Source organism: Thermoleptolyngbya sichuanensis A183, assembly GCF_013177315.1.
Classification (GTDB): Bacteria; Cyanobacteriota; Cyanobacteriia; order Elainellales; family Elainellaceae; genus Thermoleptolyngbya; species Thermoleptolyngbya sichuanensis.
In genome coordinates, this window is sequence record NZ_CP053661.1 from 500,820 (window position 1) to 517,252 (window position 16,433).

Genomic DNA, 16,433 nt, shown 5'->3' on the forward strand with positions numbered 1-16,433 from the left:
ATGGTAGGAATCGCCCCACCGCTCCAACCCGATCACATCAAATTCAGCGGATCGACATCAATCGTCAAGCTGACACTCGTCGGGACGTGCGATCGCAGCGCTTTGAACATTTCTCGCTCTGCATCTGAAAAAGTGTCGGCTTTCAGCAAAATCTGCCAGCGGTAGCGGTTGTCCACGCGGGCGATCGCCGCTGGGGCCGGCCCCAGCAGGTCGATCTGGGGAAGTTGCTGGCAAATTTGAACCGCGAGCAGGTCTGCCGTGTGCTTGACGGCGGCATTGTCCAGTCCACTAAGTCGCAGCAGCACCAGCGATCGATAGGGCGGATAGCCCAAGCTCTGGCGATGGGCCAGCTCTTGCTCGGCAAAGGGTTCGTACTGCTGCTCCTGCACGGCCTGAATCACCGGATGCTCTGGCGAATAGGTCTGCACGATCACCCGCCCTGGTTCGCGTCCGCGCCCTGCCCGCCCCGCCACCTGAAGCAGCATTTGAAACGCCCGCTCGCTGGCGCGATAGTCTGCCAGGTGCAGCAGCCCGTCTGCCGCCACCACGCCCACCAGCGTCACCTGGGGCAGGTCGATGCCCTTGGTCAGCATTTGCGTCCCTACCAGCAAATCCGCCTCGCCCTGGGCAAAGCGGGTGAGGAGGGCCCGATGGCTGCCTTTGGCGCGGGTAGTGTCGCTGTCAAACCGCAGGCAGCGCAGGTCAGGCAGTTCAAGGGCGAGTTCCTGTACGACGCGCTGAGAGCCGCTGCCAAAGTGTTTCAGGTAGGGCGATTCGCACGCAGGGCAGCGATTGGGGTGGGTTTGCCCATAGCCGCAATAGTGGCAGCGCAGGGACTCGTAGCCTTCCGCCTGTGCCTGATGGTAGGTCAGGGAAATATCGCAGTGGGGGCAGGTCATGACGTGGCCACAACTCCGGCAGGAGACAAAGGTACTGTGCCCCCGCCGATGGATGAATAAAATGCCCTGTCGTCGCTGCGATCGCAGTTCCATGAGCGCTGCTTGGAGCGATCGGCTAAAGATCGATCGGTTGCCCTGCTGAAGTTCGCGGCGCATGTCTACTACCTCGATGGGGGGCATCGGGCGGGCGTGGATGCGCTGGGGCAGGGAGAGGGTGAGCAGGGCAGCCGGAGAGGGGACAGAAGCGCGGGCAGCCCAGGTGTCGAGGGCGGGGGTGGCAGAGCCGAGAATGAGGGGACAGTTGGCCTGCTGAGCCCGCCAATAGGCGACGGTGCGGGCGTGATAGCAGGGGGCGGGCTGGTCTTGCTTGAAGGTGGAGTCGTGTTCTTCGTCAAGAACAATCAGCCCCAGGTGGGGCAGCGGCGCAAAGACGGCAGAGCGCGTGCCGATGACGATTTGCGGGTCGCCGCTGAGCATTTGTCGCCAGGTGTCGTAGCGTTCACCGTCGGACAGGGCGCTGTGGTAGACCCGCACGGCTTCGCCAAACCGCGCCCGAAAGCGATCCGTCAGTTGAGGCGTTAGCCCAATTTCGGGCACCAGCACTAGGGCAGACTGGCCACGGGCCAGGACTGGGGCGATCGCCCTTGCATAGACCTCCGTCTTGCCCGACCCTGTTACGCCGTGCAGCAAGACGGGCTGAAATTGCTGGAGCGTTGTGAGAGCCGCCAGTGCCTTTGCCTGGTCTGGGGTCAGTTCTGCGGGGCCTGCGCCAATCTCTGCGCTGACCTCTGCGCCAACTCCTCCGCCAAACCCACCGGCTTCCGCCCTCAGCACCTCTCGCGGCTGAATTTCCACCCAGCCCTTTTGGGCTAGCCCCTTCACCACCGAGGAACTGACCTGGCAACGTTGCAGCAGGTCTTGGAGCCACAGTTCACCGCCGCTGCGCTTCAGCACCTCCACCACTTCCCGCTGGCGGGGACTGAGGTCTGCACCGTCTGGCTGCACCAGCGTCACTGCCTGCCGCAGTTTGGGACGCACGGGCGCAGGCGGCTCCAGATAGCTCTCCACCCAGCCCCGCGCCAGCAGTTCTTGCAGCCCCGCCCGCGCCCCCTTCACCTGCCGCTGCAAAAACTGCCAGGTATAGTCGCCTGATTTCTGCGACTGGAGTTTGTCTAAAAGCTGCTGTGCTGCGGGATGAAAACCCTTGGGTGCGTCTGGCAGCGCGGCCCGATTTAGGCGAATTCGGCGCTGCGATCGCCCCAACAGTCCTGGCGGCAGCGCCGTCCGCACCACCTGCATCAGCGGCGTGCAGTAATATTGCGCCACCCGTTGCAGCAGATCCCAATAGCCCGCCGGAAAAAAGCTGCGGCAGACAACTTCTTCTACTGGCCGAATGGCTGCTGTATTTAGGCTGGCCGGAAGCTCAGCCACCAACCGAATGGCGATCGCCCCCAACTGCCGCCCCCCAAAGGGCACGCTCAAAATATCTCCGGGCACAATCGCCATCCCCGGCGGCAGTTGATAGGTATAGAGTTCCTGCGCTCCCGGACAATCCACCAGCGCTTCCACCCAGCGGGCATCGCCCTCTGCCAGTCGGTAGGCAGCCTGTCCTTCCGCCGTACTAGGGGCCGCCTGTCGCGGGTCGAGAGACTCTAGAGGATTTGCAAACGTTGGGAGCATGGAAACCAGAAAATGCGGCGGGGTCTGCTCAGCGGAATAGGGGCTGTGTTCAAATGCTTTTCTCACTATAGACTCTCGATTTACCAGGTCTACCTGAAACCGAGAGGAGCCGCCTTCCCCCACTGCGGCTGGCACGCTGGGGGCGGATTCTATCGCTTGCGAGTCCGCCCGGCTCATGAAAACCAAGTTTTTAAGTCTTGAAATTCCGCCTTTTTCTGGAAAAAACCTGAAGATTCTGGATAAAAGTGCGGCTTAGATCCGCCCAGATCGATCTAGATCGATCCAGATCAATCTAGATCGATCCAGATCGGTTTTAGCTCAATAAGCGCTTTGATCGATTTGATTTGTAACAAAATAATGAGCGCCAGACTCCTCGCTCAGAGTTGATGATCTGCGCTCAGATTTGCGGCACAGGGGAGTGATGATCGACCCTAAAATTGCTCAAACGATCGCCCTGAAAGGACTGGCGATCGCCGACAGTTAGCGATTCGCTTGTTCAACCAAAACTAAAAGCCTCCTTGAGTTCGCTTTTGGTGGACAAGTTGGAAGTGAAATGTTAAAAATGTCTTGCAAACTGACAGGAAATTAGGATATAAACCTGGACAAATCCCAAGTTTTAGATCAACATTATCGAAATGATCTCTCCTAATTTTTCGATCGAGAGATCCAAAGGTTAGAGAACAGCTTCTCCGAACGACCGCTTGTGAAGTCTTTTCTCTGATGCAGGGCAGGGTAGATCGCTAGGTTTTTCGCAATCAATGCCTCCGATGGAGGACTCGATCTAGAAGGTCAATCTACCAAAATGATCGCGCCGCTAAGCTCCCTCGCGTTGACCAGTCCAGACCTGAAAGAAGACCTTGAAATGGTGAGGCTACAACCTTTTCAGTAGAATCGCCCCTCGTGTCAAGGCAGATTTTGTTGAACTCCCCCCAGGAAACACAACGCTCATTTGAGAACCCGCACCCCAAAAACCACCAATCACTCAAGTCGTTAGGATGAATCCCCCTATGGCAGCGCTATTTGACCCAAATTCTAAGCAGACGATTGAACCTGTCGCGATGGGATCAACTCGCGTCATAGAACTGGAAACCTGCCGAGATATGGGTGGGTTCAGTCCGATCGAGATTCGAGTTCCGGCTCGCGAATCGCAGACGGGCGATCGCCGAGAAGATGATCAGCCCAGCAATTTTCTGATCAACTTCTCGCGTCCGGAACCGGCTGGACGCTCGGATGGAGAAATCCTGTCGAAGCTGCGGGAGGTGGCTGCACCTGACGAGGAAGATGCTGCCGATCAAGAGACAGATTTAGACATTGTGCCGGAATCTGATCTAGACGCAGCTTTTCTGGGTGAGTTTTCTGATATCGAATCGCCAGAAGATGAGGGCGGCGATGATCTGGCCACAGATGATGAAGATGTATTTGAACCGGATGTACATCGAGAATTTGATGAGGAATTAACAGCGGCCTACGCGCCTGGATACCGAAAGACCAATTCTGACGATGCAGTGGGCGCATTCTTTAAGGAAATGGCTCGCTATCCGCTGCTCAAGCCTGGCGAAGAAATCGAGCTGGCCCGCCAGGTGAAGTTCCTGGCCGAAGTAGAAGCGGTGCGCGATCGCCTCAAGGCTTCGCTCCAGCGCACCCCCACCAAGGCCGAAGTGGCCCAGGAGTTTGGGCTGAGCGATCGCCAGTTGGATCACCGAATGCACCGCAGCCGCACCGCCAAGCGCAAGATGATCCGCTCTAACCTGCGGCTGGTCGTTTCTATCGCCAAGCGCTATCTCAATCGCGGTGTGCCCTTTCTGGATTTGATTCAAGAAGGCGCACTGGGGCTAAACCGAGCCACCGAAAAGTTTGACCCCGACAAGGGCTATAAGTTCTCGACCTATGCATACTGGTGGATTCGCCAGGGCATTACCCGAACCATCGCCAACGATGCCCGCACGATTCGTTTGCCGATTCACATTGTCGAAAAGCTGAACAAGCTGAAAAAGGCCCACCGGGAACTGCGCCGGGATCTCAACCGCAACCCGACGGAAGCCGAACTGGCCGCCGCGCTGGATATTCCGGTGGATCAACTCCGCAACTTGCAGCAAGTCCGGCGGCGATCGCTCTCGCTCAACCACCGCGTCGGCAAGGGCGAAGACACCGAACTCATGGAGCTCCTCGAAGACAGCAGCACCCAGTCGCCCGAAGCCAAGATGAACGAAACCATGCTGCGTCAGGAAATCTACACGGTGCTGTCGGATGTGCTGTCCGAGCGCGAGAGGGAAATCATCTCCCTACGCTATGGACTGCTGACGGGCGAAACCCACACCCTAGAAGAAGTCGGCATCTTGTTTGACCTGTCGCGGGAGCGCGTCCGCCAGATCCAGACCAAAGCCATGCGGAAACTGCGCCGTCCTCAGGTGGCAGCCCGACTAAAGGGGTGGCTGCGCTAATGGCTCGCATCCGCCTTGCTACGCCTGCCGATGCGCCTGCCGTGTTTGAACTTATTCTAGCGCTGGCAGAATACGAAAAGCTGACCCATGAGGTGGTTGGCAGCGTGGAATTACTGGCAGAGCATCTGGGGGGCTTGGGCACAGATCCCGCAGAGCAGCGTCGCCCGCTCATCGAGGCGCTGCTGGCAGAGGTTGATCAGCAAGCTGTCGGGTTTGCGCTGTTTTTCAGCAACTACTCCACTTTTTTGACCAAACCTGGGATCTACCTAGAAGATTTGTTTGTGCGCCCCGAATATCGTGGCCAAGGCATTGGCAAAGCACTCCTGTCTACTCTGGCACAACTAGCGCTGGAGCGGGACTGTGGCCGGCTGGAATGGAACGTGCTGGACTGGAACGAACCCGCGATCGCCTTTTATGAGCGCATGGGAGCCACTATTCTGCCGGACTGGCGTACCTGCCGGGTAACGGGAGGGGCGATCGCCCAACTTGCCAACCTGGGCCAATCTCCCTCGTTTCCTCTTTAATATCTATTAGGACTTAGACAGTCGGACAGTTTCTTGCGGGCGCAGCCCGCAAGAAACTGTCCAAAATCCAGCAAGCTTATCGCAAGTGCGTCAGTCCTGATCTATATCTCCCTTCGATTAATCCTGCCTTTAAAACTGAGGTTTCCATCATGGCGAAAACAATTTGGGTCAACGAGCAAATCGATCCCTCCGGTCTGGTTTACACCTGCATCGCCTGCTGCGACCAAACCCAGGCGCAAGAATGCCACCACTCCTTTGACAGCAACCTCACGCCAGAGCAAAAAGCCTCCGGCTGGATTGCCCGCCTCCGTACCGTAGACACCTGGGAAGAAGTGCCCGTCAACGCGCTCAAGCTGGATTAGTCCAAAATTTGAGCAATCCAAAATCGCAAACCCAGCTCGCAAACCCAAATCGCAAACCCAAATCGCGAATCAAGACAGGTCTCTGCAAATCGCTATGATCTGCCGCTAGCGTTCGCCCGTATGGTTGCCAGATCGCACGATCAGATAGCTAATCGCCAGCGCCAAAATAGCTGCCCCTAGACCGATGAGGTCTAGCCCGCCGGCCTGCTTGGAATCAAAAATAATGATTTTCCGCGCCACTGCGGTCAATGAGGTGACGATCACCAACTCCAACTGCACCCGCGCCGTCTGCTTTTCCAGGTAGGCGGTGATGTTTTCCAGCACCTCCAGCGCAATCAGCACATTCAGAAACAGTCCGAAAATCTCGATCAGCGTCGTGGTGAAAAAGCCGTAGGGCGGATTCGATAGCTCCGTTGCTAGGAATCGGGCCAAGTCGGCGATCGCCACCACCAGCACCACAATCATCGCCAGCGACAAAATCTTGGCAATCAGCACCTCAAACCCCTTCAGAAAGCCCAAAAAGCTTTCATCGCTGAGGTTTCTAGCCGTTCGTCGCGTCAGCGATCGGAGAAAATTTCGGAACGTCGCCATAAGCAGGTGAAGGATAAAAATGCCAGAGACAGAAGTGAGCCAGAGCATCAAGCCCGCAAAAGTGCCAAAAGCAGCCGATAGCCCCCAAAGCAGGATTCCAGTCCAAGTTTCAGCGTCCTGAACAGCTCGAGTTCACTAAACGGGCGAACCCAGTGGGTCAGCAGCAGAACAATTGTCCCAAAATTGTAAAGATTTCGTTACAAACTGCAAAGCCGAGCCATCATATTGAATGGATCGAGTGGAAATTGAGCAAGCTCGCGCTAGAGCAGGCTGGATTTCTATACCGAACCATGAAAAAGTCTAGATTTCGTTACAAATAGGGGTCAATGTTTACCAAACTTAATAATCCTGGGCTATCCTAGACAAGTAAGCATAAATTCTTAGCAACTTCAATATCGACCTCATGATATCAGCTTGGTCTGTAGAGGAGAAGGTGACTGGAGCCGCGAAGTGTCGTAAGCTGCACGCCCTAGGAGAGAAGTCATCCATGATCCCCAAAGTTGGGTTAAGCGGATTGCTTTCCCTCTCTGCCTCTCACTTCAGAATTGGGTATCCCATTTCACAGGCTAAGCACGGGCTACGACTTGTTAACACGCCGGATTCTTTAAAACTCTTCAAATCCCTTCCTGTAGCTCGAAATCCCTTCACATCGCAGTCTTTGGGTAAGCTCCCATGATGAGTACTCAATTTCCTTGGCTGACCGCTCTAATCCTGTTTCCGCTGGTCGCGTCCTTGCCGATTCCGCTCCTGCCCAACAAGTACGGCAAGACTGTCCGCTGGTACTCTCTCAGCGTTGGATTAGCTGAGTTTTCGCTGATGATCTACGCCTTCTGGAAGCACTACGACCTCCAGAACTCAGCCTATCAACTGGTCGAAGATTACAACTGGATTCCCCAAATTGGTTTGCACTGGTCGCTTGCGGTCGATGGGCTGTCGATGCCGCTGGTGCTGCTGTCGGGTCTGGTGACCACGCTGGCGATCCTTGCCTCCTGGCAGATCAAGGACAAACCGCGCCTGTTCTATGTGTTGATGCTGGTGATGTATAGCGCCCAGATTGGCGTGTTCACGGCTCAAGATGCGCTGCTGTTCTTCTTTATGTGGGAACTGGAACTGGTGCCCGTTTACCTGCTAATTGCCAACTGGGGCGGCCAGCGGCGCATGTATGCGGCGACCAAGTTCATTCTCTACACGGCGGCCGGCTCGATTTTCATCCTGGTGGCGGCCTTGGCAATGGCCTTCTACGGCGGCGACTTTACCTTCAATCTGGCAGAACTAGGGCTGAAAGACTATTCGCTGAGCTTTGAACTGCTGATGTATGGGGCGCTGCTGGTGGCTTTTGGCATGAAACTGCCGATCTTCCCGCTGCATACTTGGCTGCCGGATGCCCACAGCGAAGCGCCCGCGCCCGTGTCGATGGTGCTGGCTGGCGTGCTGCTAAAAATGGCAGGCTACGCGCTGATCCGCTTCAATATCGAAATGTTGCCCAATGCCCATGCCTACTTTGCGCCGATTTTGGCGGTGCTGGGCGTGGTCAACATTATCTATGCGTCGCTGACGGCGTTTGCTCAGAACAACCTGAAGCGGCGGATGGCTTATTCCTCCGTTGCCCACATGGGATTTGTCTTGATTGGGATTGCTGCCTTTACTGACTTGGGCATGAGCGGCGCTCTGCTGCAAATGGTGTCTCACGGGCTGATTGCGGCGGCGCTGTTCTTCCTGTCAGGGGTGACCTACGAGCGGACGCATACGCTGATGATGGATAAGCTGGGCGGCATGGCCAAGCAGATGCCGACGACCTTTGCGCTGTTTACGGCTGGCTCGATGGCCTCGCTGGCGCTGCCCGGCATGAGCGGCTTTGTGGGTGAACTGACCATTTTCCTGGGATTCTCCAGCAGCGAAGCCTATAACCCTGCATTTAAGGCGGTGATCGTGATGCTGGCGGCAGTGGGCGTGCTCCTGTCGCCAATTTACCTGCTGTCGATGCTGCGGACGGTGTTTTATGGTGCAGAGAGCAAAGAGCTGGCTGGTATTCGGTTGACGGATGCGAAGCCCAGGGAGGCATTTATCGCGCTGTGCCTGCTAGTGCCCATTATTGGCATCGGTGTGTATCCCAAGCTGGCGACCCAGACCTATGACGCGAAGACGGTGGCGGTCGTCTCGCAGGCGCGGCAGGTGTTACCGATGGTGGCCCAGCAGCCTTGGCTGGATCTGAAGGTGCCTTTTGCTGCGCCGATGATCGTGGGCACAGAGGCGAAAGATTTGGCTGCTGCGATGAAGTAGCGGCGGCCGACAAGTTTCATCCAGGGGCGATCGCGCTTGATTGTCTTGCGTTGAGTCTTCTCTGGGTGATGCGATCGAAGCGAATGGCCAGGAGGGAGGTGACTCCCTCTTTTTTTAGTTTTAGGATTTACGCAGTTGGACAATTGCTCGCGGGCGCAGCCCGCGAGCAATTGTCCAAAACCCAGAAAGCTTATCGCAAGTGCGTAAGTCTTGAGTTTTTAATTCTGTGTCTAGAGACCACTTAACCATTTGATAATGAGTCAGATGGGTTCCCTTAACCAGGGGATCTGGAGAGTTCGAGTATCCTGACAGAAAGTGGGATAAACCTGACCTGAAGGCAAGTGAGATGGCAGCGCTGATTGACTTGGTAATGAAAGGTGGCCCCGTGATGATCCCGATTGTGGGGTTTTCGGTGGCAACGGTTGCCTGCGGGCTGGAGCGAGCTTGGTATTGGTATCGCCTGCTGACTCAGGAAAATCAGGTGGTGCAGGATGTGCTAGAAGCCGCCCGCCACGATTTATCTGAAGCGGAGGCGATCGCCGAACAGTCCCAGGATGTTCCGATTGGGCGCTTTCTGCTAGCTCCGCTGCGGCTGCGGCAGCCTTCACCAGAAACGTTCCGACTGGCGATGGAGGCGGCGGGCGATCGCGAGTTTGCCGAAATGCGAAAAGGCGACAAGCTGCTGGAAACTACCATTGCCGTATCGCCGCTGCTGGGGCTGCTGGGCACGGTGACGGGCTTGATCAACACCTTTAATAACTTAAATATTGGTGGCGGGGGCGGCGAAGGTACGTCGGCTCAGGCAACCCGTGCGGCGGCAGGGATCGGGGAGGCGCTGATCACGACGGCGGCGGGGATGGTGGTTGCCATTATGGCGCTGCTGATTTTTCGGCTGCTGGTGTCGCTTCAGGCGCGGCAGATGGACTATTTTTCGGCGGCGGGCAGTGAGCTAGAGCTAATCTATCGCCAGTTCTGGGATGAGTCGGAACTGGAGGATGAAGAAGTGCTGGAGGCGATCGCCCCTGGTGGCCGCAATCCCCTTGGCATTGAGCGACGCTAGGGCAGCGCAGCGAGGGCAACCATGCGGTTCAAACAGCGTTCCTATGGCACACCGCCGCCGATCAACCTGACCCCCATGCTCAACGTGATGATGGGCATCCTGGCCTTTTTCGTCATGATTACCATGCTGCTTTCCGAAGAGCAGGGCGTTTCCGTCATTCTGCCACCCACGGAAGACACGCCGCCGCCCACCGAGCTAGAGGAGCCGCCGGAGCCGCTGCTGGTGACGCTAACTGCCCAACGGCAGTTGTTAATCGAGGGCGAACCCGTTCCCGGAAACCAGTGGCAGGGGCCCGTGCAGGTCTATTTGCGGGCAAACCCCAAGGGATTCGTGATTTTGCAAGCCGATCGCCGCTTGCCCTACGAGCAGGTCGTGCAAACCCTAGCGGAGATGAAGCAAGTGGGGGGCGATCGCATTTCGCTGTCCATTGATCCGCCCAGTCCTTAGGGCTACTATGTACACACAAGTTTTCTATGCTTGAGCGGCGATGCTTTGATCCCCCCTTAGCCCCCCCTTGAGCAAGGGGGGGAACCGATCTCCCCTAGCCCCCCTTGAGCAAGGGGGGAACTCATCCCAGAGTGACCCGGAGCAGGGGGAGCCGGATCGGAAGTCCCCTTTGATAAGGGGGATTTAGGGGGATCTTTCGGAGCCTGACGCAAAAAATCGAGATGCGTGTACACAGTAGGTTCTCGAGATTCTTGAGAGAATAGATGGCAAGGTGAGAAACCGATGAAGTTCAGAAGCCAGCAAAATCAACTGCCAGAGGTCGATCTAGTGCCGATGATGGACGTGCTGATGAGCGTCCTGACGTTTTTCATCATCATTTCCATGACGCTGACTGGGCAGCAGGTGATGAACATTACCCTGCCCGACGCAGAGGGCGGCAGCAACCCCATGACCTCAGAGGAGGGCAAGAAAGTGCCCACCCTGCTGGTGGGACTTAATGCCCAGCGGCAACTGGTGATGAATAACGCGCCTGTGCCCGAAGCCCAAGTGATTACGAGTGTTCAGGACTTTTTGGTGAAAAACCCGGCAGGCGTGGTAATCCTCAAAGCGGACAAGGGGCTGACCTATAACGATGTGGCGCGGGTGTTGGAACTGCTGCGGGACATCGGGGGCGATCGCATTTCCCTGGGCATCAGCGGCAGCTAATTGCAGCTAATTCCGGCTAATTGCAGTACGTGGCTGCACCCCCATCTGCATTCCTCGTAGAGGCTGGATCGTTGCCCCCGCCCCCTGCTGCATTGCGCTCACAGTCGCAAAACAGCCCTGGCAGTAGGTTTTCTAGCCCTCTGGCAATGCCCTCAAGGTTTCCACCAGACTCCGCTATCAGGTTTTGCACGTCCCGTGCGGTCCGCATCAGCCCTAGCCCATCGATGTGTAATTCCCGCGTGGGATAGTTTTCCAGGATTTCCAGCATCGAAACTCGGTTATCGTCCGCTGCCGACAGCACCACCGCTGCCCGCATTGCTTGCAGGCTGGCTTCCTTGCTGCTGGGACTGATGATTTGCCCCAACTGATATAGTGCAAATTCACCCGGCAGCGAGTTCAGGATCTGATCGGCAAACTCCAGCGGCAAAGGTACTTGCTGAGTGAGGAGCGATCGCACGGTAGACGGCTTCACGCCTGCCGTATTCAAATACCAGCGCAGCTTGCGAGACGGCTGCCCGGTTTCTGCCAGCGTCTGAAACTCGGTAATCGAGAACGAGCGGCTGAGGGGGCCAAAGTTGACCACTACGGACTCGGCAGCAAGGGCGGGCGCAGTAGCCCCCAGCACGCCCACTCCCAGCCCCAGGACAACGCCTGCAAAAGCTCTCTGAACTACATTCGACCGCCGCACCCTACCCAGGCGTGAAATCCAAGCGCTCATCCAATGCTCCTAAAGCGTGTCAAACACTACTGACCCAAACGCGGCAGCCTTCTAGCAGCTTGTCGCGCGGGAGGTGGCTCGGCGGCCGCATCACAGTCGCAAATTAGATTTTGGATGCTGCCCCGAATCAGGTCAAAAAATGGGCCGAATCGCTCCACCAAAGAGGCGACCTCATTATAGGTCTGCTGCAAGCCGCGCACGTCTACCTGCACTTCGTCTTCGGGATACTTTTTCAAGACCTCTAGCAGAGAAATCCGATTGTCGTCTTGGTAGGAGGCGATGAGCGCGTCTCGTAGGGGCTGGGACGCGCTGCGGCGGCTGCGACTTTCGGTTCTCAAGACTTGCTCCAGCCGCGACAGCACAAACTCACCCGTTCTGCCCCGCAGGGCCTGCCGAAACAGGCGATCGCTCACTTCCACTTCATGGGTCAGCGCTCGGCGGGCCTGGGTTTGCACTTCAGGGCTGACCCCCAAAAATTCGCTGAGTTGGTCGGTGGCAATTCCCGTGCGAGCGTAGATTTCTAACACAGAAATGGGCACCCGCACCCGGGTTTGGTCAAAGATCAGCACGACGCGCCTGGCCGCGTGAGCCGGGTGAGCCATGCCCAGCGAAGCCAGCCCAACGCTGAGTCCGAGCAACAGGCGCACACCCCAGCGACGAAGCGGAGACGGGCGCTTGGAAGGGGAAGATGGAGGATAGAACTGCATAGCGGCTGTTGTGAAGGGTCGCGTGTACTGTCGTGGTTTCTCTCGCGATTTCTCTCGCGGTTTCTCTGACGATCGCACGCCGGCCAATGTTTCAACAAACTCCGGTAGGATGATAGCGGCGATTCTAGGTGTGATTCAAGCGTGATTCAAGGGCAGCCCTGTAAAAAGCGTCCGAGGGAAGCAGCACTAAGAATCGTACTGCTCAATCTTACGCGCCAACGGCTGCTCATTGACCAACTTGTTGCTCCTTATTGATCAATATTGACCAACTCTCTGTACAGGTCGTTTCTATGGGATTTTCTATTATCCAGGTTGATGCCTTTACCGCAGCGCCCTTTGCGGGCAATCCGGCCGCGGTGTGTGTGCTGCCTTCGCCCCAGCCAGACGAGTGGATGCAGGCGGTCGCCCGCGAGATGAACCTGTCGGAAACGGCGTTTTTGCTACCAGAGGCAGACGGCTATCAGCTACGCTGGTTTACGCCTGCAGTGGAGGTGGCGCTGTGTGGCCATGCGACGCTGGCTAGTGCCCATGTGCTGTGGCGTGAGGGATATTTGCCTGCCGGGGCGATCGCCCGCTTCCATACCCTCAGCGGCCTGCTCACCGCTACCCAGCAGGGCGACTGGATCGAGCTAGATTTTCCGGCGAAGCGATGCGCCCCCATTGACCCACCGGCGGGGCTGCTAGAGGCGCTGGGCCTAGAACGGGGAACTGGGGCGATCGCCGTTAGCAAAAACCAGTTTGATTACTTGGTTGAGGTTACATCTCCAGAGATCGTGCGTCAGCTTGGGCCCGATTTTACTCGCCTGCGGACCTTGCCCGTGCGGGGCGTGATCGTCACGAGTCGCGCCGAAGTAGACTCCGAGTATGACTTTATCTCACGCTTTTTTGCCCCCGGCTCTGGTGTGGATGAAGACCCGGTGACGGGTTCCGCCCACTGCGCCCTGGCTCCCTACTGGGGCGATCGCCTGAGTAAGGATACGTTTCTTGCCTATCAGGCTTCGGCGCGGGGTGGCGTGGTGAAGGCGCGGCTGGCAGGTGATCGGGTGTTTTTGGGGGGGCAAGCGGTGACGGTGCTGCGGGGTGAGTTGATTTAGGATGAAGCGATCGCAGGATCACGAGCAGGACGACCCGCCAAAATTCACAGCCTCAAAGCTAAACTCCAAAACCTGGTCTATCGTTTCCGTTGCCAAAGCCAAACCCCCAAGGCGATCGCCAGTCCCCCCAGAACCAGCTTGGACACCGGGCCGAGATATTGTTCGACCTGTTCGTAGTTATCGCCCAGCAGAAACCCGACATAGGTCAGCAGCAGTGTCCAGATCAGCGTCCCCGCAGTGGAATAGAGCAGGAAGGGGAGAAAGCTCATGCGGCCCAAACCCGCAGGCAGGGAAATCAGCGTCCGCACGCCTGGAACCAGCCGCCCAAAAAACACCGCCCGCTTGCCATATCGGTTAAACCAGGCGATCGCCTGCTGGATATCTTGCCCGGAAATCGCCAGCCACTTGCCGTAGCGATCGGCCAGCCGCATCAGCCGCCGTTCGCTAACGAGTTGACCAATCTCATACCACAGCACAGCGCCCAGCACCGTCCCCGCCACCCCTGCCGCCACTGCGGGCGCAAACTGCATCTTGCCCTGCGCCACGGTAAATCCTGCCAGCGGCATGATTAGCTCCGATGGAATCGGCGGAAACACATTTTCCAGAAACATCAGCAGCCCAATGCCCCAATAGCCCAGGGCTTCCATCGTCCGCGTCACCCACTCTGCCATTCCCTGCTCCGCATTCCTGTGCTGATTTCGTAGGACTTGACCTGAGACTTGACCCGGATGACGGCAGGACTAAAGCGGAACCCGCACAGGCAGATACCGATCCAGAAACTCGCGGATTGCCTGGCCGTAGCCGTCGCCATCCACATCGCCAATGGCGTGGCCGCCCGTGGGCGAGATCCACAGCATTTTGGGCGATCGCGTCGCGGCATAGAGGGCTTCGCTCATGTCGGCAGGCACTTGGGTATCCTGTGCGCCGTGGGCATAGAGGACGGGCACTTGCAGATGGGGCACTTTGCCGATCGAGTCAAACCGCTGGGTCAAGATCAGGTCAATGGGCAAAAAGCCGAAGGGCGTGGTGCGATAGGCCATGTCGCGGATCGAGGTGAAGGAGCTTTCCACAATCAGCCCGGCCGCACGGGGCTGGCGCACGCCCAGATCAATGGCGATCGCCCCACCCAGAGAATGCCCGTAGATCAGGATTTCCTCTGGCGCGATGCCGCGATCCTCCGTCAGGTAGCGCCAGGCCGCGTCGGCATCTTGATAGACCGCCGCCTCGCTGGGAAACGCCCCCTCGCTCTGGCCATAGCCGCGATAGTCGAACAGGAACACCGACAGCCCCAACCGCTGCCAGCGCACGGCATAGTCTGCATTTGCGCCAATGTTTAGCCCGTTTCCGTGGAGGTAGAGCATCACGCCCCGCTGCGGCTGGCTCGGCGGCACGGGAATCCACCAGCCGTGAATCCGCTCTGTGCGATCGCCCTGCTGCACCGACAGCCACACGTCTTCATAGGCAGCCCCGAAGTCGGCAGGCGTTTGGGTAATCGTCGGCGATGGAAAGAAAATCATCTGCTGCTGGCGACTGGACACCAACAGGGCGATCGCCCCATAGACAGCCGCCGCAGCAGCCACCAGACCCGAAAGACTAAACAGAAAGCGCATCTAATGATTCACACGCAAGAGGTCACTCTCCCTAAGATACAGGGCAAAAACGGGAATCAGGGGGATTCGGTTTGCGGTGGGGCTGGTTTCAACGGGCTTAAATTCTTACGTCCAAATTCTTATGGCCAAATTCTTACGGCTTTCTAAAGGTTGTTTGGCAGGCGTTATGGTAGAAAATTTTAATCTGTAGACGAATATACCCAGGCAACGTGCAAGCTGCGCCTGGGTACGCCTGCATCTCCAGCTAAACCCCTTTCCCCCACCAGGAGTTCCCCATGACATCCGACGATTTTCAGAGCAATCCGCAGTCCCGCATTTCCTCATCCTCTGCGGGGCTGGCGAGCGCGTCGCTTTCGTCTGTCCGTCGCAAGTCTGCGCTGCCGCTCGTCAGGCGAGCCGTCCGCAGCAGTTCAGACGACACCTTTGCCACGGCCCGCAGCCTGGGCACCTATACGGGCGGCCGGCTAAACCTCAGACGGCGCGACAGCTTGAGCGGTCAAGATCGGATCGACATCTTCTCGCTGATCGTGCCCAACGGCGTGACGCTGCCTGCTGCGGCCTTCCGATTTAGTATCCAGAAGGGCAGAGTGCGCTACACCCTCTTGGGTAGTGTCCCCAGCTTCGGAATTCCGCCCCAGGCAAACTTTACCCAGGTGTTGAAAGGGCAGGGGCAGATTAACACCAACAGTGTTGCCAATACCTTTGGCGCACCTGTGGTGGTCTATTTTCAATTTGAGCGACTGGGCAAAAAGCCGACGAGGTATAACTTCCGTGTGACTTCTGGCTAAATGAGTTTGGATTTTGGATTAGGGATTGTGGCTTGAGTGCCATTTCCTAAATCCATCCAAAATCGACAATCTAAAACCGCTCAACTGAGGCTGCCGCTGCGGCAACGGTTGGCGGTGTTTTCCATGCCGCCGCGAACCTGATCAACCGATACTCGACCCCGCACGTAGGACACGCTGAGGCTGTTTTGGCTGGCGTTGTGGCTATAGCTCATTTCCCCGACTTGCCCTACGCCAGCGGCAAAGATCAGCAGCCGCCCGCTGCTGCCGCCGTCATAGATGACATGGCCAGCGGCGCTGCGGTTGTTGCGGCGCATACAGGCGAACACTTCGCTGGAAATATTGCTGAGGCTGGTGGTTTGGGCATAGAGTGGAGCGATCGCCCCCATGCCCAGCCAGCAAAGCAGGGTAGCGCCGAGTCTGAGGGAGCGCCTGGGATGGTTCAATTTGCAAGGCTTTAAGGAGATTGGCATGGTCAGAGATGGGGATTGGGGGTGAGTCGCGGAATACTGACTTACAGCAAGCCTGCG

At 57.4% G+C, this 16,433-nt stretch carries 16 protein-coding genes; 9 read left to right on the forward strand and 7 right to left on the reverse strand.

Annotated features, from left to right (window positions below; genetic code table 11):
• Positions 1-32: 32 nt before the first annotated feature.
• Entirely contained in the window at positions 33-2,756 is a 2,724-nt protein-coding gene (gene priA, locus HPC62_RS02230; protein WP_225910598.1) for a primosomal protein N', read from the reverse strand.
• Positions 2,757-3,586: 830 nt separating this feature from the next.
• On the opposite strand from priA, the gene HPC62_RS02235 reads away from it, so the two are divergent.
• From HPC62_RS02235 to HPC62_RS02245, 3 genes are all read left to right on the forward strand, one after another.
• Positions 3,587-5,020, forward strand: a complete 1,434-nt coding sequence (locus tag HPC62_RS02235) for an RNA polymerase sigma factor, RpoD/SigA family (protein WP_290427110.1) — start codon at positions 3,587-3,589, stop codon at positions 5,018-5,020.
• A complete protein-coding gene (locus tag HPC62_RS02240; protein WP_172353563.1) occupies positions 5,020-5,544 on the forward strand; it encodes a GNAT family N-acetyltransferase in 525 nt (174 codons plus the stop codon). Before HPC62_RS02235 ends, HPC62_RS02240 begins: the two co-directional genes overlap by 1 nt.
• Positions 5,545-5,693: 149 nt before the next feature.
• Positions 5,694-5,906: a glycogen debranching protein gene (locus HPC62_RS02245; RefSeq protein WP_172353564.1), complete on the forward strand. Its 213-nt coding sequence runs from the start codon at positions 5,694-5,696 to the stop codon at positions 5,904-5,906.
• A 105-nt stretch (positions 5,907-6,011) separates the two neighbouring features.
• On the opposite strand, the gene HPC62_RS02250 is transcribed toward HPC62_RS02245, so the two are convergent.
• Positions 6,012-6,497 (reverse strand): phosphate-starvation-inducible PsiE family protein, encoded by a 486-nt coding sequence (locus HPC62_RS02250; protein ID WP_172353565.1) that lies wholly within the window; start codon positions 6,495-6,497, stop codon positions 6,012-6,014.
• A gap of 672 nt (positions 6,498-7,169) precedes the next feature.
• On the opposite strand from HPC62_RS02250, the gene HPC62_RS02255 reads away from it, so the two are divergent.
• The 4 genes from HPC62_RS02255 to HPC62_RS02270 all read left to right on the forward strand — a co-directional run bounded on the left by HPC62_RS02255 (position 7,170) and on the right by HPC62_RS02270 (position 10,989).
• Positions 7,170-8,777 carry an NAD(P)H-quinone oxidoreductase subunit 4 gene (locus HPC62_RS02255; RefSeq protein ID WP_276568591.1) on the forward strand — a complete coding sequence of 536 codons (1,608 nt, stop codon included), beginning with the start codon at positions 7,170-7,172 and terminating at the stop codon, positions 8,775-8,777.
• Positions 8,778-9,123: 346 nt separating this feature from the next.
• Complete coding sequence (locus tag HPC62_RS02260; RefSeq protein WP_172353566.1) at positions 9,124-9,837, forward strand: MotA/TolQ/ExbB proton channel family protein; 714 nt, start codon at positions 9,124-9,126, stop codon at positions 9,835-9,837.
• A gap of 21 nt (positions 9,838-9,858) precedes the next feature.
• Positions 9,859-10,284: an ExbD/TolR family protein gene (locus HPC62_RS02265; protein WP_172353567.1), complete on the forward strand. Its 426-nt coding sequence runs from the start codon at positions 9,859-9,861 to the stop codon at positions 10,282-10,284.
• A gap of 282 nt (positions 10,285-10,566) precedes the next feature.
• Positions 10,567-10,989: an ExbD/TolR family protein gene (locus HPC62_RS02270; RefSeq protein WP_172353568.1), complete on the forward strand. Its 423-nt coding sequence runs from the start codon at positions 10,567-10,569 to the stop codon at positions 10,987-10,989.
• 16 nt (positions 10,990-11,005) lie between these two features.
• Here HPC62_RS02270 and HPC62_RS02275 read toward each other — a convergent pair whose 3' ends face one another.
• Entirely contained in the window at positions 11,006-11,707 is a 702-nt protein-coding gene (locus HPC62_RS02275) for an alpha/beta hydrolase (protein ID WP_172353569.1), read from the reverse strand.
• Positions 11,708-11,733: 26 nt separating this feature from the next.
• Positions 11,734-12,414 carry an alpha/beta hydrolase gene (locus tag HPC62_RS02280; protein ID WP_172353570.1) on the reverse strand — a complete coding sequence of 227 codons (681 nt, stop codon included), beginning with the start codon at positions 12,412-12,414 and terminating at the stop codon, positions 11,734-11,736.
• 290 nt (positions 12,415-12,704) lie between these two features.
• Between HPC62_RS02280 and HPC62_RS02285 the strand changes: the two genes are divergently transcribed.
• On the forward strand, positions 12,705-13,508 hold the full coding sequence (locus HPC62_RS02285) for a PhzF family phenazine biosynthesis protein (RefSeq protein WP_172353571.1): 804 nt from the start codon (positions 12,705-12,707) through the stop codon (positions 13,506-13,508).
• A gap of 77 nt (positions 13,509-13,585) precedes the next feature.
• On the opposite strand, the gene HPC62_RS02290 is transcribed toward HPC62_RS02285, so the two are convergent.
• Positions 13,586-14,179 (reverse strand): DedA family protein, encoded by a 594-nt coding sequence (locus HPC62_RS02290; RefSeq protein WP_172353572.1) that lies wholly within the window; start codon positions 14,177-14,179, stop codon positions 13,586-13,588.
• Between the two features lie 69 nt (positions 14,180-14,248).
• Entirely contained in the window at positions 14,249-15,118 is an 870-nt protein-coding gene (locus HPC62_RS02295; protein ID WP_172353573.1) for an alpha/beta hydrolase, read from the reverse strand.
• 275 nt (positions 15,119-15,393) lie between these two features.
• On the opposite strand from HPC62_RS02295, the gene HPC62_RS02300 reads away from it, so the two are divergent.
• On the forward strand, positions 15,394-15,906 hold the full coding sequence (locus HPC62_RS02300) for a hypothetical protein (RefSeq protein WP_172353574.1): 513 nt from the start codon (positions 15,394-15,396) through the stop codon (positions 15,904-15,906).
• Positions 15,907-15,986: 80 nt separating this feature from the next.
• Here HPC62_RS02300 and HPC62_RS02305 read toward each other — a convergent pair whose 3' ends face one another.
• Positions 15,987-16,349 carry a hypothetical protein gene (locus HPC62_RS02305; RefSeq protein WP_205370330.1) on the reverse strand — a complete coding sequence of 121 codons (363 nt, stop codon included), beginning with the start codon at positions 16,347-16,349 and terminating at the stop codon, positions 15,987-15,989.
• Positions 16,350-16,433 lie beyond the last annotated feature (84 nt).